We start from the raw sequence: 23,561 nt of genomic DNA, 5'->3' as shown, positions 1-23,561 counted from the left end.
ACATACCTCTTATCACTTCGGTGCGGCCGGGGTAAGACTTCTTTTTAGGATGCATGCTTCTAGTGATGCCCGCTATCGGTTGATCTCATGCTCGGCGTCGCTCTCCCTGCCGTGTGTGAAGCCAGGAGGGCGGCGCCCCGGAACTTGGCATCGACGGTGGGCACCGAGCCGGGGCACCCGCCGTCTCAAGAAGACCCCGGTGTCGAAGGAGTTGTGATGGTCCCCACCCACCCCGATGTGGTCATCGTCGGCGGAGGCGTCATCGGAGGCGGGATCGCCGAATGGTTGCGGTGCGATTCGCGACTGCGGGTCGGTGTGGTCGAGCAGGAGTACGGTGCCCGCGTCACGACGAGTGCGTCGCGGGCGGCGGCCGGTGGGATCAACCCGCACCTCTACGACGAGGGGCACGGCGCCCTCGGCCCCATGGCCCAGCGCAGCCGCGACCTTTACCCGGGCTGGATCGAGCGGCTCTCCGCCGTCTGGGGGCGGCCGATCGAACTCCGCCCGTCCGGCCTGCTGTGCCTGGCGGTCGAGGAGAAGGAGCACGGCCGGCTGGTCGACGAGGTGCTCCCCCTCCTCCGCGAGCGCGGCGTGGCCGCCGAGGCGCTCGGCGCGGACGAGGCGCGTGGCCGCGAACCGCTGCTCGGGCCCGCCGTGCGGGGCGGGCTGTGGCTGCCGGACGACCTGGCGGTGGAGCCCATGCGCATCATGGCCGCGCTGGAGTCGGTCCTCGGGGCCGATGACGGCATCACCTGGGTGCGGGACCGCGCTGAAGAGATCCGCGCGGACGGAGACGGGGTCCAGATCGTCCTGCGATCCGGACGTGTTCTGCGGTCCGACCGGGTGGTCGTCGCCGCGGGGCATCTGAGCCATGAGCTGGTCAAGGACTTCATCGACTGGCGGGACGACAGCTTCGGCCCCGTCAAGGGCCAGATCCTGGAGGTCGCGGTCCCCGCGGGCGGTGGACTGCGCACCCAGTGCGACGCGCTGCTGCCCGACGACGAGGAGACCCACATCGTCCGTGCGACCCCCTACGCGGAGGGCCGGGTGGCCGTTGGCGTGACCCATGATGAGGGCGATGCATCGCCCGGGACGTCCTCGCGGGCCGACGAGACCATCCTGCAGAACCTGCGGCGCATCCTGCCGGCCGTGGCGGATTGGGAGGTCATCGGGGCCCGTGCCGGAATCCGGCCGGGAACATCGGACGGGCTGCCGATCCTCGGCTATGTCGATCCGCACCGCCGTGTCCTGGCGGCCACGGGGCACAACGGCCTCGGCATCACGCTGGCGCCGCGCACGGCGCAACTCGCCGCCAAACTGCTGCTCGACCTCCCGCTGACCGACGACGACCGTGCCGACCTGCGGTTGAGCCGACCGGAGCGGCTGGCGGCGAGCCGCGCGCGATAGCTCACCCCAGGCCCGGCCATTCGCTTTCCGCGCGCCGTACCAGGCGCAGGCTGTTGAGCGCCACATGGTCGCGGATCCGGTCGGTGGTGAGGTTCCACTGGCGGGTCAGGCCCTGGAAGCGGTCGAAGGCGTCCCACAGCCCGTACAGCCCCGGCTGGACCCTGGCCTTGGGCATCCAGTGGTGGAGCAGGTGGTCGATGACGGGTCCGATGTGCTGGAGCGTCCGGTCCAGATCCCCGGAGCCGAGGCGGGCCCGCTCGATCTGCCGGTGGACGAAGTCGAGCAGCCAGTCGTGCAACGCCAGGTCCTCGACCAGGTCGAGCAGGTCGGACACGTTCGGCCAGGCGACCGCGAGCCGGAGCAGGCGGGTGCCCTCGGGCAGGACGGTGAAGCGGTAGAGGCCCGGGTCGCCGTCCTCCCGCACGGGCTGCAGCGCCCACCGCCACCGTCCGAGGGGTGCGTGCAGCGGCTGCCTGCCGTCGAGCAGGCCCGACCGCTGGAGATCGAAGATCGTGGACTCGGCGGTCCGCCCCATCTCGATGTTCAGGTGGCCGTGCTCGTCCTCGGCGAATCCCGCGGCCGCGTCCTCCGGGCGCAGCCGGCCGAGGCACTCGACCACGCCGGGCTCGGCCAGGTAGTGCGACCACGCCTGCCGGTACCCCAGGGACGACGGGACGAGCGTGGTGTGCGAGCAGGACTGCACGATCAGGCCGCCGGTCAGCGCGGCCCGCGTCGCGAACGTGCCGACGCCCCGGACGCGGCGTCCCGAGCGCGAGGGCATGAAGCAGTCGATGCCGGCCAGCCGCTGCGGCGAGACCGCGTAGGCGCGCGGGTACGCGGTGTGCCGCACCTGCTCCCCGGGCACCAGGTCGAGCAGCTTGACCGTCTCCGCCGTGGACAGCTGCGCGGAGTGCCCGAGGAGGCCCGTGCGGACCTCCCCGATGGAAAGGATGCTCTCAGAAGCCGTCGCTGAAGACATGGGAGATCCTGCCGACGACGTCACCGGGAAGCTCGATCCCCTGGGCGGCGGCCTGCGCGGCGGTCTGCTCGCCGACGGCCGGATCGACGGAGACCTGGTCGAGGATCGTCCGGACGGCGGCCTCCACGCCCGCGAACCGCGTCTCGAGCAGCGACAGCGTCTGGAAGGCCGCGAACGGCTGCGCGCCGTCGGTGAGCTGGACCAGCGGCGGAAGGTCCTCCCAGCGGTCCGGGTACTCGGCCGTCCACCGGACCGGCGCGGCCACGGGCTTGCCCTGATGGCGGAGGAGCCCCAGCCGGAGCAGCTGCCAGACGGCCGAGAGCATCGCGCAGGACCACCGGCGCCGGCCGTCCAGGTCGTCCCAGAGCTGGACCTCCATGCAGATGGAGTGGCTCCGGGCGCCGTTCTGCTCGGGAGGGCGCCAGGGCCGGGTGGCGAGCGCCTCGTCCGGCCCGTCCGGTCGGAGCCTGTCCCTGCTGTTGGAGACCCAGCCGGTCGTGTGGACGGGCGGGCGGAGGCCGTTGCCGCCGCGCGGGGGGTCGGAGACGATGCGCCCGAGGACCAGCTCCGCCGGCGACACCTCCCCGGCGGAGGCGCACGCGGACTCCCGCACCAGGTAGTCGATGCCGAGCCCGGCGCCGCGGGCCGCTTCGAGGAGTTCGGGCACGAGCTTCTTGGGCGAGGTGAGCCGGCTGAAGTAGTCGTCGACCAGGAAGCAGGTGCTGATCCGCATCGGCGCGGGATGGCGGGCGCGGACGAAGCCGGCCCATGGACCGATGCGCGCGAAGTGGCGGCGCAGGGTCTCCGGGCCGTCCAGCAGGTCCTCCATGTACAGGTGGCCGAGTTCGAGCGACAGGTGCGAGCGCGGCACCAGCTCCACGCGGGGCCGGCTCGTGAGGACGGCGACCTCCAGTTCGGGTTCCGTCATATCCGGCTCCATGCCCCCGGGTCGTCCAGACTCCCGGCGAGCCCGGCGAACGCCTCGACGGTGCCCTCGTTGGCGATCCCGGCGTAGACGTCCTGGTCGGTGATGAGCTGTTCCCGCCACTGAAGCACCGGGTCGACGGGCACCGTCGCGATCACGGAGGTGCGGCCCAGGCCCGCGATGTTGGCCTGCTCGTTGAGGTTCCTGTCGACCTGGCGCAGCCACGCCTCCTGCTCGGCGCGCAGGCCCAGCACGCCCTGGTCGCTCTTCGGGTCGATCACCGCCGTCCGTACGAACCGGACGCGCCGGCTCAGCTCGTCGCGGTCGTGGCCGAACAGGCTGCCGAACTCCAGCAGCCCCCGGTCCTCGAAGACCAGGTCGGCCGCGGCCGAGATGTGCTGCCTGGTCCAGCGGTGGAAGACGAGCCAGCGGGTGTCGGAGATCCGCCGCTCCCGCGCGGTGACGGTGAGGATCATCTCCGCCGCGTGGGACCGCCCGGCGCTCAGATCGATGAAGATCATCGAGAACTGGCTCTGCAACAGCAGCAGCAGGTCGGCGCAGCGCTCGACGACCTCGGGCTTGGCGGTGAACTCGCCGCCACCCAGGTCACCGGGGTACAGGACGAGGTTCCCGGCACCCGCCGGCCGCGGACCGGTGCCCGGCGGCCGGCGGCTCTCCGACCATATGTCGACCTGGCCCGGCGTCACCGTCTTGCCCTGCAGATACCGGTGCAGCCCGTCCTCGGCCGGGGTCCCATGGGCCATCCGCTCGACCCCGAAGATCGCCCCCGCGGTCGGCGAGCCGAAGTCGAAGTCCAGATAGCAGACGTCATCGCCCTGGATCGCGCGCCGGTAGGCGACGTTGCAGGTGGTGACCGAGCGTCCGGTGCCGCCTTTGTCGGAGGTGGCGATGACGAGCACCTCAACCTCTCCCTTCCGCGGCGTTCCGCCGGGCCACACCGACCTTCTCCAGCATGCGCAGGATCTCCATCGCGATCCCGATGGCCGTGGCCGGCCGCAGCGGCGCGATCTCGTGGGCGTGGCGGAGGTTGAGGCGCGCCTCCTCCAGTTGCGCGCGCAGCGCTCCCCGGTCGACCACGTTGGCCTCGAGAAGCTCCAGGTCGAAGAGGTTGTCGGTCTCGCTGAGGATGCCGCGTGCGTAGGCGTGGATGTCACCGCTGTGCGGGAGCCGGTCGAGGATGAGGCCGATCGCCATGACGATGCATTCGACGATCCGCTCGGTGTAGTACCAGGACGGGCGGTCGTTGTGCTCCTGGATGCCCTCGAAGACGTTCGCCGCGTCGTCCCAGAGCCCCGCGTTGGCCGAGCGTTCGATGCGGCGCCGGAAGACGTGGTCCCAGATCTCGTCCGCGGTCTGCACGAGGTCTTCGCGCAGGTCGGCGTCCCTGGACAGCCGGGCCAGCCGCAGGACGTTCTTGAGCAGCAGCGGCGCGAAGTCGTTCAGGCGCCACACCAGGTCCGGACCTCCGGCGCCGCTGCCGCCGAGCTGGATCTGCGTCCCGGGCGTGTGGTAGCGGAGCGCGGGATCGTCCCGGGTGGCCCGGTCGGTCACGCGGCCGCGTTCCCCGAGCTTCTTGAGGATCCTCGCCAGCCGCGGCAGTTCTATCGCGCTCCTGCCGCGGACCTCCTGGTCCTGCAGGACGAGGGAGATGATCAGCAGGCTGAAGTGGTCGGACTCCCGGTCGTCGGTGGTGCGCCACGGCAGGTCCTCCAGCGGCCACCTGGGGGCGTCGCCGAAGGTCGCGATCGTGCCCCAGTACCGCTGGGTCAGCTCCCAGCGCAGCTTGAGCGCGCCGGCGAGGCGCTGCTGCTCCTCGTTGAGGAGGCCGAGGACGGTCGTGCGTCCGGAGAACAAGTCGGCGATGCCGTCCAGGGCGTTCACCGTGAAGTAGAGGAACGGCGCGCTCTCGGCGATGCCGCTGCGCTGGTTCGTCACCGAGGGGGCGATCTCCACCTCGGGGGCGTCCTCGGCGATGCCCCAGGTCCAGCCGATCTCGAACAGCCGGTTGCGGTTCTCGATCAGTTCGGTGGCGCGCTGCTGGCGGAAACCGAAGGTCACGTCCCCGAGGGAGGCCCGGATCTCCCGGAGCGACGAGCGCAGCTCATCGGCGACCTGGCGGTTGGAGCGGCCGGTCCGGTTCACCATGCCGAGCAGGGCCCGGCCCTCGTCGGAGTCGGGCGTGAAGACGTTGATGACGAAGCTGCGCAGCAGGCCCACCAGCGCGGCGGTCAGCCGCACGTTCGCGATCCGCTCCAGATGGCGCAGCCGGCGCTCGGCCTCGGGGTTCATGACCGTGTTGCCGAAGGTGCGGACGAGCGTCAGCGTGCCGAGCATCAGCGAGACCGCCATCGAGAACGAGTCGACGACGTCGACCCGCATCTGCTCCGGGGTGGGCTCCGTGCCCCCCTCGGCGCTCTTGAAGTAGCTGCCTCCGGTGAAGGACGGGCCGTCGCTGTCGGTGTAGTACTCGATGTGCTCGATGAGCAGCTCGATCAGGCGCTGGGGGATGTCCAGCTCGTCGCCGAGGGGGCGGAGCACCTCGAGGATGTCGTCGGCGGTGTCGTCGGGCCGGTCGAGGCGGAAGTAGGGCAGGACCGTCGCCGGATAGATGATGCACAGGAGCTGCTCGGCATCGCTGATCGAATTGCGGTCGTACCGGCCGCCCCATTGCCACTTGTCCCCATCGAGCGAGACCTTCACGACGGAGCGCCAGAGGTTGAGGAGTTCTTCCCGTGGCTGAATCCTCATCGTGCTCAGCTTTCAGTTGATCTTTTGATTCCGCAAGCCAAGATCATTCCAGTGTACCCCGGACGGATCGGCTTTTCCGCGGCACTCAGCCGTTTCACTTGGTGCAGTTGTGTGCAGAAAGGCATGGACGCGACGACATCCGAGATTGATACCGCCACGGCGGGAAAGTCCTGATCACCGACCCGCCAGCCCTCGGAGTTCTCCATGAACGCGACGGCGAACGGAGCGCCCGGCCGGAGTGCCCTGATGAACCTCGCCAGCGCCGCTCTGAACTCGGCCCTGTCTCCGGATATGGACTCGGCGACGAAGAACATCGTGCCGACGTCCCACTGCTCGCCGGGCAGGTCGAAGACCGATGCCCGCTCGATCTCGATCCGGGCGCGGGCCCGTACGGCCTCGTGCAGCGGTCCAGCGGCCGCGTATGCGGGGATCTTGGCGAACTCGTCCCAGAAGGGGAGCCAGGCCGCCAGCGAACCGCCGAGTTCGCGCGTGAGCCAGTCGATGCTGGAGGGAGACAGGTCGATCAGGGTCAGCGCGGAGCAGAAGGGGAGCATGGAGAAGGCGGGGTAGAGATTGGCCCCGGTGCCGACGTCGACGCCGCGGAGGTCGGTTCTGCCCTGCAGGTGATCGACCATGAAGGCGCCGATCATCGCGATGAAACTCAGGTCGTCTCCGTGTGGTTCCCGGTAGTTGGACTGCCAGTAGGTCGACAAGTCCATCTGGTTCCACGCGACGTCTCGGTTGAAACTTGACTTAACTGACCGGTCCTGGTCAAGATCAATCTCGCGGCGCGTGGACAATAGTCCTCCCGAAACAACGTGCGTTCATTGTAGAAATGTATACGTGTTCGCGCATCTTGGATCAAGAGTGCACCGACGCCAGGCAGGTGGGCATGTCAGCTTTTGTCATCCGGGAACTACGGGAGCTCGACGAGCTGGCCGCGGCCTGCGAGTTGTTCGACCGGATCTGGGGGTTCGAGGACGGTGCGCTCTCGATCCTCCGGGAGATCATGCGCGGCTACGCGTACGAGGGGAACTATGTTGCCGGGGCGTTCCTCGGTGACGCACTGGTGGGCGCCTCGGTCGGTCATTTCGGCCCACCGCACGGCCGGGCGCTCCTGTCGTACGTGACCGGTGCGGTCAAGCCGCACGCCGGTCTGGAGCTCAAGCTGCACCAGCGGCGCTGGGCGATGGACCACGGGATCGAGCGGATCATCTGGACCTTTGACCCGCTCGTCCGCCGCAACGCGCACTTCAACCTCGCGAAGCTCGGCGCGCGCGCCGAGGCCTACCTCGAGAACCACTACGGCCACATGCCCGACGCCATCAACGGGCGCGACCAGTCCGACCGGATCAGGGTCGTCTGGCACATCACGGAGCCCGACGTGCGGGCGGCGGTCGAATGCGGCCGTCCGGCGCCGGTCGAGGTTCCGGCCGATGCGCAGCGGCTGCTCGTCGTCCGGCCCGACGGGGGCCCGGAGGTCCGCGTGACGGACTCCGAGACGGTCCTGCTGGAGGCGCCCCCGGACATCGAGGGAACCCGCATGGCCGGCTCCGGCCTGGCCGCCCGCTGGCGCGGCGCTATGCGGGACACGCTGGGCCGGCTCGTCGCCGACGGCGGAGTCGTCCTCGGGTTCCACGACAAGGCCAGCTACGTGGTCCAACAGAAATGATCAGGGCTGTGCCGAGCCTCATGCAAGGAAGTAGTCGAGCGTGCCCAGAGAACCCATACCGTCGATCACCACCGGCGCCGTGGTCAGGAGGATCGCCGTCGCCGCGGCCGCCGGGACCTTCGCCTTCCTCATCACGAACTATGTCGCCGACCAGGACATCGGCCAGTCGCTGACCCTGTCGGTGCTGATCGGCGGCGTGATCATGCTGGCGCAGCTGCTGATCGACTTCGATGGCCGGGTCGAGGGGATCGAGCGGTGGATGCGCGCCACCGATCTGGCCATCGAGTCCGCCAAGTGGCAGCGGGCACTGGGCGACTCGGCCCTGGACCGCGAGGACCTCACCCGGTTCCGCGAGGCCGTGGAGAACTTCGGCCGGGACTGCCCGCCGCTGATCCGGCGGTTCACCGAGATCGTGGTGAAGGGCGACACCGAGCTGATCGACCGGCTCAGCCGGGGGGAGGGCGAGGTGACCTGCGACGGCGAGGACCACGACTGGATCCTCCAGCTCACCCAGGCCACCATGAAGACCATCGACGCGACGAGCACCACCACGGTCGACGGCGAGGGGGAGAGCTTCAGCGGCGGCTTCTGGACCAGCGAGCACGGCCGGCGCTACCTCAAGGCGCAGGTCGAGGCGAAGGCCCGGGGAGTGACCATCCGCCGCCTGTTCATCATGCAGGGTGATCCCGACGTCAACGACGAGGACTTCCGGTCGATCACCCAGGAGCAGCGCGGTGCCGGGATCGAGGTCAGGGTGCTCCGCTACGACCAGATTCCCGCCATCCACGAGAGCACGACGGATTTCATCCTCTTCGACGAGGAGGTCGCCTACGAGGCCGTACCGGCCTCCAACCGCCAGCTCGGCTTCTTCATGACCCGCCTGCGGACCAGGACCGACTACACCCGCGAGTGCAAGGAGCGTTTCGAACTCCTCTGGCAGCTCGCCGAGGCGAGCGCGCCAGGGCGCGGGGAGCCCTGATCGGTCCGCGGCGGCATCACCCTTCGGTCCGCACGCCGGTGTCGTGGCGTGCTCGCGTCACGGCCTTCCAGTGGGACCGGCGTCCTTGAATTGATAACCGTTTTCATTTTCGTTAGCATCTCTCTGGCCTTGACGGCATGTCGGGCGGTATGTCCGCGCCATCACATCGCAGGGGGATCGTCACCCATGTACGACCAGCTCACCCGGCGCGCGTTTCTGGGCGCCGGCGTCGGAGCCGTTCTGCTCGCCGGCTGCGGGACGGGGTCCTCCTCGGGCGGCGGCGGGAGGCTGCGCGCGGCGTTCGCGGGCGGCGGCGCCACCGAGGTCCTCGATCCGCACCTGGCGAACCTGTTCGTCGAGGCCGCGCGGGCGAAGGCGATGTTCGACAAGCTCGCCGACCTCGGGGACGACGTCGCGCCCCGGCCGCGGCTGGCCGAGCGGTGGGAGCCGAGCGCCGACCTGCGGACGTGGCGCGTCACGCTCCGGCGGGCGGCGTTCCACGATGGGAAGCCCGTCCGGGCGGGGGACGTCCTCGCCAGCTACGCGCGCATCCTCGACCCGAAGGCCGCCTACCGGGCGAGGTCCAGCCTGGCGCTCATCGACCTGCGCGCGAGCCGGGCGGTGGACGACCGCACCGTGGAGTTCGCGCTCGAGCGGCCGTTCGCCGAGTTCCCCAACGTCCTCGCCGCCTTCGGGGCCTACATCGTCCCCGAGGGCCTGCGGGACTTCGCTGAGCCGGTCGGCTCCGGCCCGTTCACGTTCCGATCGTGGACGCCCGGACGCTCGGTCCTGCTCACCCGCAACCCCGACTACTGGGACGGCGCGCCGCACATCGACGAGCTGGAGTTCCTGATCGCCAACGAGGAGTCGGCCCGGATGAACGCGCTGCTCGGCGGGCAGGTCGAGTACGCCCACGACATCTCGCCCGCCACGGCGCGCCGGCACGGGTCCCGCGCCCGGTTCGTGCACGCCCCGAACAGCAACATGCAGGCGTTCGCGATGAAGGTCGACCGGCCGCCGTTCGACGACCGCGACCTGCGCGAGGCGATGTTCCTGCTCGCCGACCGCCGGCAGCTGGTGAACACCACGATGCCCGGGGCCGGGCAGATCGGCAACGACCTGTTCGGCAAGGGCTACCTGCACTACGCGTCCGGCATCCCGCAGCGCGAACCCGACCTGGACCGTGCCAAGGCGCTGATCAGGAAGGCCGGCGCCGAGGGGGCGACCATCGAGCTGACGACGTCCCGGGCCGCGTCCGGATTCGTGGAGGCCGCGACCGTGTTCGCCGACCAGATCCGAGCCGTCGGGCTGAAGGCCAGGATCGTCACCGGGGACAAGGACACCTACTGGTCCGACATCCTGAAGAAGGGCACGCTCGTCAGCTTCCGGTCCGGGGCCATGCCGATCGAGACGCACATCGCCCAGCGGCTGCTGTCGGACTCGACCACGAACGCCACCAAGTGGGCCCGCCGCGACTTCGACGCCCTCTACGACCGGGCGGTGTCCGCGCCGCGCGAGGACGACCGCAAGGCCGCCTTCGAGGACATGCAGCGCATGCTCCACGCCGAGGGCGGGCTCCTGGTCTGGGGGTTCGCCGACGGCATCGTCGCGACGGGCGGGAACGTGACCGGGGTGCGCGGCGCCCCGTCCAACACGCTCGACTGGGCGCGCTTCGACAAAGTCCGCCTCGGATGAGCCTGACCCGCTATGCCGCGCGCCGCCTGCCACTGGCGGCGGCGCAGGTCGCGGCCGTCACCACGCTGATCTTCCTGCTGGCCGAGGCGCTGCCCGGCGACGCCGCGGTGGTGCTGGCCGGCGACGCCCCCGACCCGGCGCGCGTCGCCCGGATCCGCGCCGAGTTGGGCCTGGACCGTCCGCTGCCCGACCGGTTCGCCGAATGGGCGGCGGGGCTCGCGCACCTGGACCTCGGCCGCTCGATCGTGTCCGGGCGGCCGGTGGCGGACATCGTCCTGGACGCCCTGGCGCCGACCGCGCTGCTGACGGTGCTGACGCTGGCGCTGCTGGTGCCGCTGGCGGTGCTGGCCGGGGTGGGCGCGGCGGTCCGGGAGGGCGGACTGCTCGACCGCGCACTCACCTCGACCGGCGTCGCCCTGTACTCGGTGCCAGAGTTCGCCCTGGCCATGCTGCTGATCGCGGTGTTCAGCGGCTGGCTCGGCCTGCTGCCCGCCACCGCCATCGGCGGCCTCGGCGGCACCGTGCTGGTGCTGCCGCTGCTGGTCCTGCTGGCCCGGCCGCTGTCGTCCACCGGACGGCTCGTCCGCGCCGGGATGATCGACGCGCTGAACGCCGGCCACACCCGGCACGCCCTCCGGCTGGGCGTCCCGCCGCGACGCGCCCGCTACGCGCACGCCCTGCCCAACGCGCTCGCGCCCGCGGTGCAGCAACTCGCCCGGACCGTCGACTGGCTGCTCGGCGGGGTCATCGTCGTCGAGGCGGTGTTCGTCGTCCCCGGCCTCGGCACCGTGCTGGTGGACGCGGTCGCCGACCGCGACGTGCCCGTCGTCCAGGGGCTGGCGGTGCTGTTCGCGTCCACCACGGTGCTGGTCAACCTGGCCGCCGACGTGGCGGCGTTCCGCCTGGTGCCGCGGGCATGAGCCGGCCGCCGATCGTTCCGCCGCTGCTGATGGCGGTGCCCGTCCTGCTGGCCGTGGCGGGGCCGTGGCTTGCGCCCGAGGCCTCCGCGCCCGGGCCGGCGTTCGCCCCGGACGGCCTCCTCGGCACCGACTTCGCCGGCCGGGACGTCTGGCGGCAGGTGCTGCTGGGCGGCCGGAACCTCGTCCTGGTCGCCGTGGCCGCCACCGCCGCGGCCTACCTGCTCGGCGTCCCGTGGGGGCTGGCCGCCGCGACCGCGCGCCGCCGCGCCGTCGACGAGGCGCTGATGCGCCCGCTGGACCTGCCGCTGGCCGTCCCGTCGCTGCTGCTGCTGATCCTGCTGGCCGCGACCGGCTCCGGCGGCGTCCTGCTGTGGGCGTTGGCCCTCATCCACCTGCCCGACATCGCCCGCGTCACCCGGGCCGCGGCACTGGAGGCGGCGAGCGGGACGGCGATCGAGGCGATGCGGCTGCAGGGCGAGAGCCGGTGGCGCACCGGCGTGCTGTTCGCCGGCCGGGCCGCCCTGCGGACCCTCGTCACCGACGTCGGCACCCGCCTGACCGGCACCCTCTACCTGGTGGCCGCGGCCGCCTTCCTCGGCATCGGCGTCGCGCCCGACACCGCCGACTGGGCCGTGATGATCGACCGCAACCGCTCGGGACTGTTCCTCAACCCCTGGTCGGTGCTGGCCCCCGCCCTGCTGATCGTCATGCTCACCGTCGGCCTGAACCTGGCGTTCGACCGCGCCATGACCACGCGCTCCGGCCGGTCGTCGCGGGCGCGTCCCGTCCTGGAGAAGCAGTGATGATCGAAGTGACCGACCTGCGGGTCCTCTCCTCTGGCCGGACGCTCGTGGACGGAGTGAGCTTCACCGTCCCCGAGGGCCGCGTCCTCGCGCTGGTGGGCGCGTCGGGCAGCGGGAAGACCACCACCGGGCTCGCGCTTCTCGGCGAGCGCCCGCAAGGAACCCAGGTCACGGGCACGATACGCATCGCCGGACGTTGGCCTGCCCCACCCGGCACCGTCGGGTACGTCCCGCAGCATCCGTCGTCCGTCCTCAACCCCGCACGCCGGATCGGACGGGTGCTCAACGGCATCGCGCGCCTGCACGGGACGAGCGTGTCCGCCGCCCTCGCCTCCGCGCGGCTGCCCGCCGACCGGGCGTTCCTGCGCCGTTTCCCGCACCAGTTGTCCGGCGGGCAGCAGCAGAGGCTGGTCCTGGCGCAGGCCCTGCTCACCGCGCCCAGGGTGATCGTGGCCGACGAGGCCACCACCGGCCAGGACGCCATCACCCGCGGCGAACTGGCCGCCACGCTGCGGGAACTGGAGGTGACGCTCGTCCTGCTCAGCCACGACCTGGACATCGTCCGCGCGCTCGCCGACGACATCGTCATCCTGCGCGACGGCAAGGTCGTCGAATCGGGCCCCGCGGTCCTGGAGGCACCGCACAGCACCTACGCGAAGGCCCTGGTGGCCGCCCAACCCGACCCCGCGGCACCCGTGACCGCCCGCCCGCTCGCGGACGTCCCGCGCCTGCGGGTCCGCGACCTGACCGCCGGATACCGGGGCCGTCCCGCCGTCCAGCGGATCACCTTGGACGTGGCCGGCGGCGAACGGCTGGGCGTCGTCGGCCGCTCGGGCAGCGGCAAGACCACTCTGGCCCGCTGCCTTGCCGGCCTCCACCCCTGGACCGCCGGCGGCGTCGCCGTCGACACCGTGCGGCTGCCGCCGCGGCGCCGCACCCGCCCCCACCGGACGCTGGTGCAGTACGTGTTCCAGGACGCCCGCGCCTCGTTCGACCCATGGCGCCCGGTGGACGAGCAGGTGGCACGCACCGCCGTGCGGCTGCGGAACGTACCGTCCGGCCGGGCCCGCACTGAGGCGCTCGAACACCTCGAACGCATGGGACTGGACGCGACGCTTGCGCGGCGCCGCCCGCACCACCTGTCCGGCGGCGAACTGCAACGCGCCGCCCTGGCCCGCGCCCTGCTCGCCCGCCCCCGGGTGCTCATCTGCGACGAGATCACCTCAGGTCTGGACACACTGACCCAGGCCACCATCCTCGACCTGCTAACGGACCTGGACCTGACCCTGCTCTTCATCAGCCACGACCTGGGAGTGGTAGCCCGCATAGCCGACACCATCGCCGTCATCGACCAGGGCCGCATCGTCGAACACGGCCCCGCCGCCCGCGTCCTCCGAACACCCGCCCACAACCTGACCCGAGCCCTGCTCAACGACCCAACGACAAGCGCCAAGAAGCGGAGCCCAGTCGGCACTGACACCATGCCGACATGATCGAAGATCGCTTCACGCTCACCCTGATCAGGGAGATCAGGGGAAGTTTGCCGATTGAGGATTTTGGGTTGGTTTGCACGTGGAAAGTGCTGAGCCATGGGGAGTCGTGCGTACGGGGACCGGACAGATTTCGAGAACGCCGAGCGGGGATTGGTGGCGTCACTGTCGCCGGGTGTGGTGAGAGACGCCGATGACCGGGTCGTATGGGACAACGATGTGTTCGGGTTCCTGGACGGCCCATGCCCCGAATCGGTGAACCCGTCGCTGTGGCGGCAGTCGCAACTGTGCGCCAAGCAGGGCCTTTTCGAGGTGACCGAGGGGATCTACCAGGTTCGGGGCCTGGATCTGTCGAACATGACCCTGGTCGAGGGCGACCGGGGCGTGATCGTGATCGACCCCCTGGTATCGGTCGAGACGGCGGCCGCAGCGCTGGCGCTGTACCGGGAGCATCGCGGGGACCGTCCGGTCACCGGCCTCATCTACACCCATTCGCACGTGGACCATTTCGGCGGCGCCGAGGGAGTGATCGAGCCCGGTAATCCGGACGGGGTGCCGATCGTGGCGCCGACGGGATTCCTGGAACACGCGGTCGCGGAGAACGTGTACGCGGGAATCGCGATGGCCCGCCGAAGCGTCTACCACACGGGGGCCTTGCTGCCCATGAGCCCGGACGGAATGGTGGGCACGGGCCTGGGGCAGACGGCGTCCTCCGGCCGTGTCTCCCTGATACCTCCGAACCTGGACGTCAGCCGCACCGGGCAGGAAGAGGTCGTCGACGGGGTGCGGATCGTCTTCCAGTTGACCCCGGGGACCGAGGCGCCGGCGGAGATGAACTTCCATTTCCCCGAGCGCAGAGCCTTGTGCCTGGCCGAGAACGCCACGCACAACCTGCACAACATCCAGACCTTGCGCGGCGCGCTCGTCCGCGACGCGCGGGTGTGGGCACGGTACCTGGACGAGGCGATTACCCTGTTCACCGCCCGCACCGATGTGGCTTTCGCGTCCCACCACTGGCCGACCTGGGGCCGGGACGACATCGTGACGTTCCTGTCGCAGCAGCGGGACCTGTACGCCTACCTGCACGATCAGACGCTGCGGCTGCTGAACCAGGGCCACACCGGCATTGAGATCGCCGAGAAAATGGAACTCCCGCCCACGCTTGCGGAGGCATGGCACGCTCGCGGCTACTACGGGTCGGTCAACCACAACGTCAAAGCCATCTACCAGCGCTACATGGGCTGGTTCGACGGTAATCCCGCGCATCTGTGGCAGCATCCGCCGGCCGAGGAGGCCAAACGGTACGTGGAATGCATGGGCGGCGCGTCCAAGGTGATGGCAATGGCCCGCGACTACACCGCCCACGGCGACACGCGCTTCGCCGCGACGCTACTGAACCACGTGGTGTTCGCCGACCCTTCGAACACGGACGCCAAGACGGCCTTGGCAGAGGTGTTCCAGCGCCTGGGCGAGGGCGCCGAGAACGGGACGTGGCGCAACTTCTATCTGACCGGCGCCATGGAGCTGCGGGAGGGGGTCAAGCCCGTCCTGTTCGACATCGCCGGCGGCATGGCCGCGAGCCTGAGCGTAGAGCAGCTCTTCGACTCGATGGCGATCCGCGTGAACGGCCCCAAGGCCTGGGACACGCATCTCGCCATCGACTGGAATTTCACCGATACCGGCGACCACTACCGAATGACCCTGTCCAACGGCGCACTAACCCACCGGCGAATCACCGCCGAGGAAACGGACGCCGACCTGACCGTGACCCTAACCCGCCCACACCTGCTCCCCCTGCTAGGCGGCCAGACCCCCGAAGGCATGGACACCGACGGCGACACCGCCACCCTGCGCCGCCTATTGGCCGTCATGGACGCCCCAGACCCCAACTTCCCCATAGTGACCCCCTGACCAGAACCGCCAGGCGAGGCCCCCTATGAGCCACCAGGACTGAGACCAACCGGCCGGGGAAGCCGCCGACGTGGCATGATGCCCGCTTTCGCCCGGCGATGGCGGTGATGTCCTGGCGGGCGACGCACAGTGCGATGTCCCGGGCGGCAGGCAGCACTCCCCGTTCAGCCAATTCCGGCATGGTTACCCTGTGTAATTAAGTGGATGCGAAGCGTTCTTTGAACGCAGTCATCTCCTCCCACCATGGATCCGGACCAGGCAGTGGAGGAACGACGGCCGCCATTCTCATATCGCGCCTGGGAGGTTCCATCCATGACCAAGGGCAGCAAACGTTCTGGTCTCGCCGCAATCGCCGCCGTCATCGCGGGAATGCTGGCCACCTATTCGGCCTGGGTTCCCCAGGCCAGAGCCGCGGACCAAGAGAGCCTCGCGCAACAGGACGAGCCCGTGGCGGTGTCACTTGGAGACAGCTTCATCTCCGGTGAGGCAGGCCGCTGGTGGGGCAACGGCGATCTCGCCGCCGCGGCCTTCTGCACCCGCGGCGGAACCGATCGCGCCGCCTACCGCTTCGCGGGATTCTGCCGCTATGACCCGAAGCGGGTCTACGGCAACACCGCAGTCGACCCCCGGCACCCCACCACCACCGGATGCCACCGCTCGGATGTGGCTGAGATAAACGGCACCCGCCAGGTCGAGCTGACTCCGGTCAATCTGGCCTGCTCGGGAGCCGAGACGCAGCACATCCTCAGTGAGCCCTACAAAGAGAACAAGGAATCGCAGGCGGAGCTCCTGCGAACACTGGCCGGCACTCACCAGGTGAAACTGATCGTGGTGTCGATCGGCGGCAACGACCTGAACGTGTCGGGCGTTCTGCGCCACTGCACCGATCAGTACATGAACAGCCGGCCATCATGCGCCGCCACCGGCGAGGGGGAACGCATACTGGCTCAACTCCCACGGGTGGCCACGAACGTCGGAAAAGTGATCGACAAGATCCGCCAGGTGATGAACGCGGCCGGTTCCCCGTCCGGCAGCTACAAGCTGATCCTGCAGTCCTACCCCTCTCCGGTGCCGACCAGCGCCAAAGTACGGGACATCTTCCCCGAGGCAGGGGGCGGCAAGACCAAGCGGACACTCGTCGGCGGCTGCCCGCTGTGGAACGCCGACTTCGACCTCATGCACGACACCTTGACACCCGCAATCGACGCGACGCTGCGGAAGGTCGCAGCCGACAAGAACGTGACCTTCCTCAGCATGCTCCACGCGCTCGACGGGCACGCCCTCTGCGAGAACGGCACCCGCCAGGCAGGCCCGAGCGAAGACGCCGGCAAACTGGGCAGCCAGATGGAGTGGGTCCGCTACGGCACCGCCGGAATGAGGGTCAGCCAGGGCTACCAGCAGGAGTCAGTGCACCCCAACGCCTTCGCCCAGCAGTTCCAGGGCCGCTGCCTGGCCGCCGCCTATCAAAACCCCTCGCTCACCCAAAGCTGCACCAACGCGAACTGACCCGGCCTCACCGAGAACGCCAACCCTCCCAGCACCCTGACCAGCGAAGCGACATCCACCTGGCCCCTCACCAGCGGAACCGGTAACGCGGCCAACGGGAGCCAGTTGGAACCTCGCCCAGCATGCTGCAAGGGAAGCGCGGCCCCGCCTCTCTGCTCCGGGGGTTAAGCAGAGAGGCGGGGCGGACGGTGACGACCGACAACCCGATTCCCCAGCCAGGGTTATGTGTCACCGCCGGGAACGAGGGCCGAACCCAGAGCCCACCTCATGAGGTCGTCCCTCTTGCAGTAGCCGCGCCACCCACACTCGGCGTCGTGGTGCCCCGTGCACCACCCGGAACCGGCCAGAACAACAACCCCGAGCCCGACATGATCATTGGGCCCGCCGGCGTAGATCCGTGAGCGGCGACCGGTGGACGGGCACTTGTCCTGATCGCGAAGGTCCCGCGCGGCGCCGATGTCGGCAACCTGCTGCGGTACTTCCGGCAGTGCTCGCTCCGCACGGCTTCCACCGATCGTCCCCTGGCCGATGAGGAGTGGGCCGACGTCGCCAAGGAACTGGTGCACCAGACCGGCATCGCCCGGCGACGATCACCGCGTCCTTGTGTCATACGAGGTCATCGTGGGGCATCACGGCGGTCGTCGAGGAGACCGGAGCGCCCCGGTCCGGTAGACGCTTCACCAGACCGGGGCGCCGGGGCCGTCACACGATGAGACTCGGTGTGCCGTTCAGGTGGCGCAGGTGGGGCTGAGCGATGTGGCCGTACCCGTGGCGGTGAAGCCGACCTGGACGGACGCGCCGGGTGCGAGCGCGCCGTTCCACGCCGTGTTGGTGACGGTGGCGGTGGATCCGCTGGTGGTCAGCGTGCCGTTCCAGAGCTGGTTGATCGAAACGCCGCTGGGCAGCGAGAAGGTCAGCTTCCAGCCGTTGATCGCCGAGGTTCCGGCCTTGACGGAGACCTGACCTTGGAAGCCGCCTCCCCAGGAGTTCACCGTCTGGTAGGTCGCGGTACAGGCGTCACCGCCCGGCGGGGGAGTCTGGGGTGGCGAGGGGCTGGACGTGGCAGGCGGATCGGGTGCGTTGCGCGCGAGGTCGTAGGCGAGGTCGGGGACGAAGGATCCGGCCGAGTAGGCGCAGCCGTCCGCCTCACCCGGCGGCTTGACCCACAGGTAGCCGTCGATGTTCTGGTCGCCGGTGTCGAGCGTCGGGTAGGTGCCGATGCGGTGGTCGGTGTTGTCGTCGCCGCACCAGTCGCCCTGGGCGCCGACGGCCCCGCCGTTGCGGCTGGTGTCGATGACCTGGTGTTTGCCGGATATGCCCTGGGACTGCAGGTAGGAGATGATCGACCGGCCGTACGCCGCCTCGTTCGACAACGGCTGGAAGTTCGACACATTGGTGAAGAAGCCGTCGGCGTACTGGACACCGGCGGCCTTCAGCCGGCTGCCCTGCTCGGTGGCGGAGTTCCAGGCCGAGTGGCCGCCGTCGAGGTAGACCTTGGCGTTCGGGTCGGCACTCTTGATCGTCTGTACCGCCTGGGTGAGCGCCTGGTTGCGCGCCGCGAGCGCGGAGCCGTCCAGGCAGGTCTGCAGCGCGAGCGAGTCGGTCTCCAGAATGACGATGGCCGTACGGCCGCTCAGACCCTGCGCGAACTTCGAGATCCACTGCTGGTACTGGCCGAGGTCGGGGGCGCCGCCGGCGCTGGCGCCGCCGCAGTCGCGGTTGGTGATCTCGTACACCGAGAGCACGGGAGTCCGGTTGACCGCGCTCGCCGCGTTGACGAACGAGGAGACCTCCGATGTCACGGTGTCCGGCTTGAACACGGCCATCCAGCGCGCCTGCGGCTGGCTGGCGATCCTGTCGCGGATGACAGGGGTCCGTGCGTCGTTCGGGTTGGCCGCGACCCATCGGACGACCTGCGTGTCCGGATCGCGGTAGAGGGTGCCGGACAGCGTGCCGGCGCTCGCCTGGCCGCCGGCGACCAGGCCGGCGGCGGCGAGACAGGCGACGGCGATGGCGGCGATCAGTGCTCGCCAGCGGCCGTCAACCCGCGGATGATCGGACATGACCCGTCCTTTCCGTATGAGGCGTCGATGAATGCCAGGGCGGCGCCTCCGACCGACCCCTGATGGAAGCCCGCCATACGCGGTGATGATTCACCGGCCATCTCGGTGATCGGCCACTTCTCCCACGCCGGAATGGGCGTTGCGCGGCACTCATCGGCGGAGTGCAGGTATGACGCCTTCGTGCATGTGACTTCTATACCTGCAACACGCACGAATGCCCAGAACAATGTGGAAGCGCCATGAAATGTGCTGGTAGCACGCGTGAAAGAAATGAAACACGGCGATGAACGACCCGGTGACCGCCGAAGTGGTCGGGGCGGTCGGTTCGACGCTGCCGGGCGCGTCCTGGCAGCGGTGCCGCACCCACTACCTGCGGAACCTGCTCACCCGCGTGCCCAAGTCGGCGCAGTCGTGGGTGGCGACGCTGGTGCGCACCATGTTCGACCAGCCCGCCGCCGAAGAGGTCCACGCCCAGCACGCCCGCGTGGTCGCCTCCCTTGCGGCCAAGCACCCGGACGCAGCCGGACACCTGGACGAGGCCAGACCCGACCTGCTGGCCTTCACCTGCTTCCCCCGACAGATCTGGCGGCAGATCTGGTCCAACAACCCGCAAGAACGCCTCAACAAGGAGATCCGCCGCCGCACCGACGTGGTCGGGATCTTCCCCGACCGCGCGGCGATCGTCCGGCTCGTCGGGGCGGTGCTGATGGAACAGACCGACGAATGGGCCGAAGCCCGCCGCTACATGGGCCTGGAATGCCTCGCCAAAGCCCGCCTGCGCGTCATCGAGGACACCACACCCGACCCGCTACCGAGCAGCAGGAACTCGCCGCTTAACCTGCAGAAACAGGATCACGCGAAGATCAACTCATACACCATTCCGCTGGACGCGACCCCTCGTAGGTCGCCGCGGCCGAGTCCGGTGTCTCGTTCATGGCTCTCACTGTGCCGCCCTCTGTTCCGCAACGCTGGTACCGCCAAATCCGGTCCGATCCTCCTCGCCGGCCGAGACCGGTGTCGTCCCCCCCGCTGTGCATCCTGCTGGAACCAGGCGAGTGGTACCTGGGCTCCCACGCTCCCCGGGGGAAGCGGAAAGACGGCTGACCGATCGGGAGTGTTGAGAATCGCGTGACGGGTCGGGCCTGTGCGGCGGATCAGCCGCTCGCGAGGAGACCGGCGTCGTGCGCCAGGATGGCGGCCTGGACGCGGTTGGCGCAGTCGAGCTTGGTGAGGATGCGGCTGATGTGCGCCTTGACGGTGCCGACGGCGATGTAGAGCCGTTCGGCGATCTCGGCGTTCGAGAGCCCGGCCGAGACCAGGCGGAGGACGTCGCGTTCGGTATCGGTGAGCTGGTCGATCCGGCTCCTGCCCGCCGCCTCGGAACTGCCGGAGACGATGTGCCGCTCGATGAGCCGGCGGGTGATCTGCGGCGCCAGGATCGACTCGCCCGCGGCGGCGACGCGTACGGCGCGGATGAGTTCGGTGGGCGCGGTGTCCTTGAGGAGGAACCCGACGGCGCCGCCGCGCAGTGCCTCGGCGATGTTGCGGTCGTCGTCGTAGGCGGTGAGCATGACGATGCTGGTGCGCGGCGACTCGCGGGTGATGCCCGCGATGGCGGCGAGTCCGTCGCCGCCGGGCATGTGGACGTCCAGCAGGGCGACGTCGACCTCGTGCTCGCGGCAGGCGCGGACGGCGGCGGGCCCGTCCGCCGCCTCGGCGACGACCTCGACGTCGTCGGCGTGTTCGAGGATGAGGCGGACTCCGGCGCGCATGAGCGTCGCGTCGTCGGCGATGAGGGTCCGGATCATCGGGTCATTCTAGGAGGCTGAGGACGATCAGCATGGCCAGTCCGGCGACGACCGGCACGGCCGCCAAAACGCCCAGGCAGCCCGCGCCCAGGACGCGGGGCAGCGTGAGCACCTCGGCGTCGAGCGGGGGCGGCACCTCGCGCGGTTCGGGTCCGTCCTCACGGGCCGGAGGGTCGGCGGGGACGGACGGGCGGGCGGGGAGGTCGGCATCGATGTGGAAGCCGCCCTCGGGCGTGGGGCCCGCGGTCAGCGTGCCCTGGAGCAGGGTGACGCGTTCCTCGAGGCCGACGAGTCCCTGCCGGGTGCCGGACGAGCGCGGGCGCGTCCCGGGTACGGAGCCGTTGGTCACGCGGACGCGTACCCGGTCGCGTTCGCCGGTCACCTCGACCCTGGTCCGCGCGGCCGGGGCGTGCTTGTGGACGTTGGTCAGCCCTTCGCGTACGACCCGGTGCACGGCGTGGCGGGTACGCGGATCGGCGTCGGTGAGGTCGGGACCCGGCCACACCAGTTCCACATCGACGCCCGCCCTCCGGGACTCGGCGACGAGTCCGGCGATGTCGTCCCGGGTGCCGCTGCGTTCGGCTCCGGGGGCGTCGTCCGCGGCGTCGCGGAGGACTCCGAGGATCTCGCGCAGCTCGCTCATCGCGGTGGCCGCGGAGGTGCGCAGCAGCTCGGCCTGGCCGCTGAGCCGGGGCGCGTCGCGGGCCGCGGTGAGCTCGAGCGCCCCCGCGTGCATCGAGATCAGGCTGAGTCGGTGGCCGAGCATGTCGTGCATCTCGGCGGCGATGCGCGCGCGTTCCCTCATGCGCGCCTTGTCGGCGGCCAGCCCCTGCGCCCGTTCCAGATAGGCGTTGCGTTCGCGCAGCAGGCGGACGCGCGGCCGCCGCTGCCCCCGCAGCGCGCCGGCGAGTGCCGGACACAGGAGAAGGACGGCGACGCTGATCGCGTTTCCGGCGAGTGCTGCCCCCGATGCGTTCCGTTCGACGGCAAGGGGGAGGAGCAGCCCGGCCGCCGCCGTCGCCGGCACGACCGTCCACAGGCGGCGAGCCGGGCGGACGCGCCGCGCCGCCGCGTACGCGACGACCGGCAGGACCGCCATGGCCCCGATGTTCCCGGCGGCGAGCACCGGCGCCGTCGCCGCGAGCGCCGCGACCGGCCGGCGTCTGCGGGCGGGGAGCAGCAGCGCGGCCCAGCACGCGCTCCCGAGGACGGCCGGCGTCGGCGGCGACCACAGCAGCTGCAGGAGGCCGGCGGCGAGCGCACCGAAGAAGAACGCCAGTTCGGCGGCCACCACGTGCCGCGGCGCCGTTCGCGCCTCGCGGACGGCGGCCGCCGCGAGAGTACGAGCCCATCCGGATCGCGCAGGCAACTGCGGGCACCTCACCTTCGGCCGGTCGGTAGACCGGTTCTGGACGATCTGCTCCGACATGATGGCCGATCGGCCATGAGGTCGGGCCGATCGGCACATGCCCCGGTCCGGTGCGCGTCCATAGGCTGCCGAACGTTGATCGAATTCACTACGCCCGCGACCGAAAGGACCGACATGCGGCCCGAACCGCGCACCGCCCCCGCCGACGCCTCTCGCGAGGTGAAGGAGCTCCTGGTCGAGGCGTTCCGCCGGGCCGTCCGGGACGGGCGGTCGGACGTGGGGACCGAGCACCTGCTGTTCGTGCTGCTCGACGGCGAGTCCCCGGCGAAGGACCTGCTGGCCCCCCGGGTCCGCGACAGCGGATCGCTGATGGGAATGATCACGGCGAAGGGCGCCGAGCACTGGCTCGGCGAGGACCGTTCCGACGAGTCGCCGGGCGGCGACGCGGCCGCCGCCCTCCTGCGCGAGGCGGCGTGGACGGCGATCGGGGACGAGGCGCCGCCGCGGCCGACCGGAGCGCTCACCGCCGCGCTCGCCCAGGCGCTCGCGCGGGCCGGGGAACTCGGTGTGTCCCGGGCGAACCCGTCCCACCTGCTCATGGGGCTGCTGCACGATCGCGGCAACCGGGCGTGCGAGGCGCTCCTCGAACGGCGCATGGACCGGGACGATCTCATCGCCAGGCTCGCGGTGCACCCGAGCGCGCGCCAGGACGGAACGAGACAGCCCGCCGCCCTCGACGCGCTGCGCAACATGGGCATGCTCACCGAACGGGGCAGGTACTGGGGCCGCGTGGCCAGGGCCCTGTCCGGTGGCGGCTTCGGGTCGCCGGTCGTGCCCACGGTGCGCCTGGAGGCCGAGCGCCAGGCCGTACGGCGGGGGCACTCGGAGGTGACCCCCGTGCACCTCCTGCTCGGCATGCTCGTCCTGGACGACCAGCTCACCGAGGCCGGGCTGAGGCTCCGCCCCGAGTGGGCCCGCACGAACCAGGCCGCCGAGCTGCTCCGGGAGCGCGGGATCACGCTCGCCGCCCTGGTGGACGCGCTCCCGGAACCGGACACGGCGGTGCCGTTCCGCCCGACGATGCAGGAGGAGACCCGTCGGCTCCTGACCGGCGCACGCCTGCGCTGCCACGAGCTCAAGGACCCGTCCACCGGGACCGGCCACCTGCTGGCCGTCCTGGTCGCGGAGCCCGGCTGCGGATCGCTGCTGACCTCGCTCGGCGTGGACACCGAGGAACTCCGCCAAGCCCTTGGCCATTGAGGTCC

At 70.4% G+C, this 23,561-nt stretch carries 18 protein-coding genes and 1 pseudogene; 11 read left to right on the top strand and 8 right to left on the bottom strand.

Annotated elements, in window-relative coordinates; all coding sequences use genetic code 11:
* Positions 1–216 precede the first annotated feature (216 nt).
* On the top strand, positions 217–1,407 hold the full coding sequence (locus tag ABFX46_RS37610; RefSeq protein WP_346048768.1) for an NAD(P)/FAD-dependent oxidoreductase: 1,191 nt from the start codon (positions 217–219) through the stop codon (positions 1,405–1,407).
* Position 1,408: 1 nt separating this feature from the next.
* Here ABFX46_RS37610 and ABFX46_RS37605 read toward each other — a convergent pair whose 3' ends face one another.
* The 5 genes from ABFX46_RS37605 to ABFX46_RS37585 are packed head-to-tail and all read right to left on the bottom strand — an operon-like array spanning position 1,409 to position 6,880.
* Complete coding sequence (locus tag ABFX46_RS37605) at positions 1,409–2,386, bottom strand: SCO2521 family protein (RefSeq protein WP_346048767.1); 978 nt, start codon at positions 2,384–2,386, stop codon at positions 1,409–1,411.
* Positions 2,364–3,314, bottom strand: coding sequence for an SCO2522 family protein (locus ABFX46_RS37600; RefSeq protein ID WP_346048766.1), 951 nt, complete (start codon positions 3,312–3,314; stop codon positions 2,364–2,366). Before ABFX46_RS37600 ends, ABFX46_RS37605 begins: the two co-directional genes overlap by 23 nt.
* Positions 3,311–4,231 (bottom strand): SCO2523 family variant P-loop protein, encoded by a 921-nt coding sequence (locus ABFX46_RS37595; RefSeq protein WP_346048765.1) that lies wholly within the window; start codon positions 4,229–4,231, stop codon positions 3,311–3,313. The genes ABFX46_RS37600 and ABFX46_RS37595 overlap by 4 nt, the downstream gene beginning before the upstream one ends.
* Position 4,232: 1 nt before the next feature.
* Complete coding sequence (locus ABFX46_RS37590) at positions 4,233–6,080, bottom strand: SCO2524 family protein (RefSeq protein ID WP_346048764.1); 1,848 nt, start codon at positions 6,078–6,080, stop codon at positions 4,233–4,235.
* A 5-nt stretch (positions 6,081–6,085) separates the two neighbouring features.
* Positions 6,086–6,880 carry an SCO2525 family SAM-dependent methyltransferase gene (locus tag ABFX46_RS37585; protein ID WP_346048763.1) on the bottom strand — a complete coding sequence of 265 codons (795 nt, stop codon included), beginning with the start codon at positions 6,878–6,880 and terminating at the stop codon, positions 6,086–6,088.
* 92 nt (positions 6,881–6,972) lie between these two features.
* On the opposite strand from ABFX46_RS37585, the gene ABFX46_RS37580 reads away from it, so the two are divergent.
* From ABFX46_RS37580 to ABFX46_RS37545, 8 genes are all read left to right on the top strand, one after another.
* Complete coding sequence (locus tag ABFX46_RS37580) at positions 6,973–7,752, top strand: GNAT family N-acetyltransferase (RefSeq protein ID WP_346048762.1); 780 nt, start codon at positions 6,973–6,975, stop codon at positions 7,750–7,752.
* A gap of 40 nt (positions 7,753–7,792) precedes the next feature.
* Positions 7,793–8,731, top strand: coding sequence for a DUF6879 family protein (locus tag ABFX46_RS37575; RefSeq protein WP_346048761.1), 939 nt, complete (start codon positions 7,793–7,795; stop codon positions 8,729–8,731).
* A gap of 186 nt (positions 8,732–8,917) precedes the next feature.
* On the top strand, positions 8,918–10,426 hold the full coding sequence (locus ABFX46_RS37570) for an ABC transporter substrate-binding protein (RefSeq protein WP_346048760.1): 1,509 nt from the start codon (positions 8,918–8,920) through the stop codon (positions 10,424–10,426).
* On the top strand, positions 10,423–11,346 hold the full coding sequence (locus ABFX46_RS37565) for an ABC transporter permease (protein ID WP_346048759.1): 924 nt from the start codon (positions 10,423–10,425) through the stop codon (positions 11,344–11,346). The genes ABFX46_RS37570 and ABFX46_RS37565 overlap by 4 nt, the downstream gene beginning before the upstream one ends.
* The gene (locus tag ABFX46_RS37560) at positions 11,343–12,149 is read left to right on the top strand and encodes an ABC transporter permease subunit (RefSeq protein ID WP_346048758.1); all 807 of its coding nucleotides are present in this window, start codon (positions 11,343–11,345) and stop codon (positions 12,147–12,149) included. Before ABFX46_RS37565 ends, ABFX46_RS37560 begins: the two co-directional genes overlap by 4 nt.
* The gene (locus ABFX46_RS37555) at positions 12,149–13,642 is read left to right on the top strand and encodes an ABC transporter ATP-binding protein (protein ID WP_346048757.1); all 1,494 of its coding nucleotides are present in this window, start codon (positions 12,149–12,151) and stop codon (positions 13,640–13,642) included. The genes ABFX46_RS37560 and ABFX46_RS37555 overlap by 1 nt, the downstream gene beginning before the upstream one ends.
* A gap of 96 nt (positions 13,643–13,738) precedes the next feature.
* Positions 13,739–15,550, top strand: coding sequence for an alkyl/aryl-sulfatase (locus ABFX46_RS37550; protein ID WP_346048756.1), 1,812 nt, complete (start codon positions 13,739–13,741; stop codon positions 15,548–15,550).
* A 312-nt stretch (positions 15,551–15,862) separates the two neighbouring features.
* Positions 15,863–17,056 carry an SGNH/GDSL hydrolase family protein gene (locus ABFX46_RS37545; protein ID WP_346048755.1) on the top strand — a complete coding sequence of 398 codons (1,194 nt, stop codon included), beginning with the start codon at positions 15,863–15,865 and terminating at the stop codon, positions 17,054–17,056.
* 728 nt (positions 17,057–17,784) lie between these two features.
* On the opposite strand, the gene ABFX46_RS37540 is transcribed toward ABFX46_RS37545, so the two are convergent.
* Positions 17,785–19,119, bottom strand: a complete 1,335-nt coding sequence (locus ABFX46_RS37540) for a glycoside hydrolase family 6 protein (protein WP_346048754.1) — start codon at positions 19,117–19,119, stop codon at positions 17,785–17,787.
* Between the two features lie 316 nt (positions 19,120–19,435).
* Here ABFX46_RS37540 and ABFX46_RS37535 point away from each other — a divergent pair.
* Positions 19,436–19,915: pseudogene (locus ABFX46_RS37535) on the top strand (transposase); the annotation flags it as partial.
* Between the two features lie 358 nt (positions 19,916–20,273).
* Here ABFX46_RS37535 and ABFX46_RS37530 read toward each other — a convergent pair.
* Positions 20,274–20,927 (bottom strand): response regulator, encoded by a 654-nt coding sequence (locus tag ABFX46_RS37530; protein ID WP_346048753.1) that lies wholly within the window; start codon positions 20,925–20,927, stop codon positions 20,274–20,276.
* A 4-nt stretch (positions 20,928–20,931) separates the two neighbouring features.
* Positions 20,932–22,296: a sensor histidine kinase gene (locus ABFX46_RS37525; protein ID WP_346048752.1), complete on the bottom strand. Its 1,365-nt coding sequence runs from the start codon at positions 22,294–22,296 to the stop codon at positions 20,932–20,934.
* Positions 22,297–22,470: 174 nt separating this feature from the next.
* Here ABFX46_RS37525 and ABFX46_RS37520 point away from each other — a divergent pair, with 174 nt between their 5' ends.
* Complete coding sequence (locus ABFX46_RS37520; protein ID WP_346048751.1) at positions 22,471–23,556, top strand: Clp protease N-terminal domain-containing protein; 1,086 nt, start codon at positions 22,471–22,473, stop codon at positions 23,554–23,556.
* The last annotated feature ends 5 nt before the right edge of the window (positions 23,557–23,561 follow it).

It is taken from the genome of Actinomadura chokoriensis (assembly GCF_039529475.1).
GTDB classification, from domain to species: domain Bacteria; phylum Actinomycetota; class Actinomycetes; order Streptosporangiales; family Streptosporangiaceae; genus Spirillospora; species Spirillospora bangladeshensis.
This window is presented reverse-complemented; position numbering and strand designations above follow the sequence as displayed.

Bases quoted from the DNA above. Each gene is read 5' to 3' on its own strand.
- ABFX46_RS37610 (WP_346048768.1), top strand. From the start codon at position 217: ATGGTCCCCACCCACCCCGATGTGGTCATCGTCGGCGGAGGCGTCATC.
- ABFX46_RS37605 (WP_346048767.1), bottom strand. From the start codon at position 2,386: ATGTCTTCAGCGACGGCTTCTGAGAGCATCCTTTCCATCGGGGAGGTC.
- ABFX46_RS37600 (WP_346048766.1), bottom strand. From the start codon at position 3,314: ATGACGGAACCCGAACTGGAGGTCGCCGTCCTCACGAGCCGGCCCCGC.
- ABFX46_RS37590 (WP_346048764.1), bottom strand. From the start codon at position 6,080: ATGAGGATTCAGCCACGGGAAGAACTCCTCAACCTCTGGCGCTCCGTC.
- ABFX46_RS37580 (WP_346048762.1), top strand. From the start codon at position 6,973: ATGTCAGCTTTTGTCATCCGGGAACTACGGGAGCTCGACGAGCTGGCC.
- ABFX46_RS37570 (WP_346048760.1), top strand. From the start codon at position 8,918: ATGTACGACCAGCTCACCCGGCGCGCGTTTCTGGGCGCCGGCGTCGGA.
- ABFX46_RS37565 (WP_346048759.1), top strand. From the start codon at position 10,423: ATGAGCCTGACCCGCTATGCCGCGCGCCGCCTGCCACTGGCGGCGGCG.
- ABFX46_RS37560 (WP_346048758.1), top strand. From the start codon at position 11,343: ATGAGCCGGCCGCCGATCGTTCCGCCGCTGCTGATGGCGGTGCCCGTC.
- ABFX46_RS37555 (WP_346048757.1), top strand. From the start codon at position 12,149: ATGATCGAAGTGACCGACCTGCGGGTCCTCTCCTCTGGCCGGACGCTC.
- ABFX46_RS37550 (WP_346048756.1), top strand. From the start codon at position 13,739: ATGGGGAGTCGTGCGTACGGGGACCGGACAGATTTCGAGAACGCCGAG.
- ABFX46_RS37545 (WP_346048755.1), top strand. From the start codon at position 15,863: ATGACCAAGGGCAGCAAACGTTCTGGTCTCGCCGCAATCGCCGCCGTC.
- ABFX46_RS37540 (WP_346048754.1), bottom strand. From the start codon at position 19,119: ATGTCCGATCATCCGCGGGTTGACGGCCGCTGGCGAGCACTGATCGCC.
- ABFX46_RS37530 (WP_346048753.1), bottom strand. From the start codon at position 20,927: ATGATCCGGACCCTCATCGCCGACGACGCGACGCTCATGCGCGCCGGA.
- ABFX46_RS37520 (WP_346048751.1), top strand. From the start codon at position 22,471: ATGCGGCCCGAACCGCGCACCGCCCCCGCCGACGCCTCTCGCGAGGTG.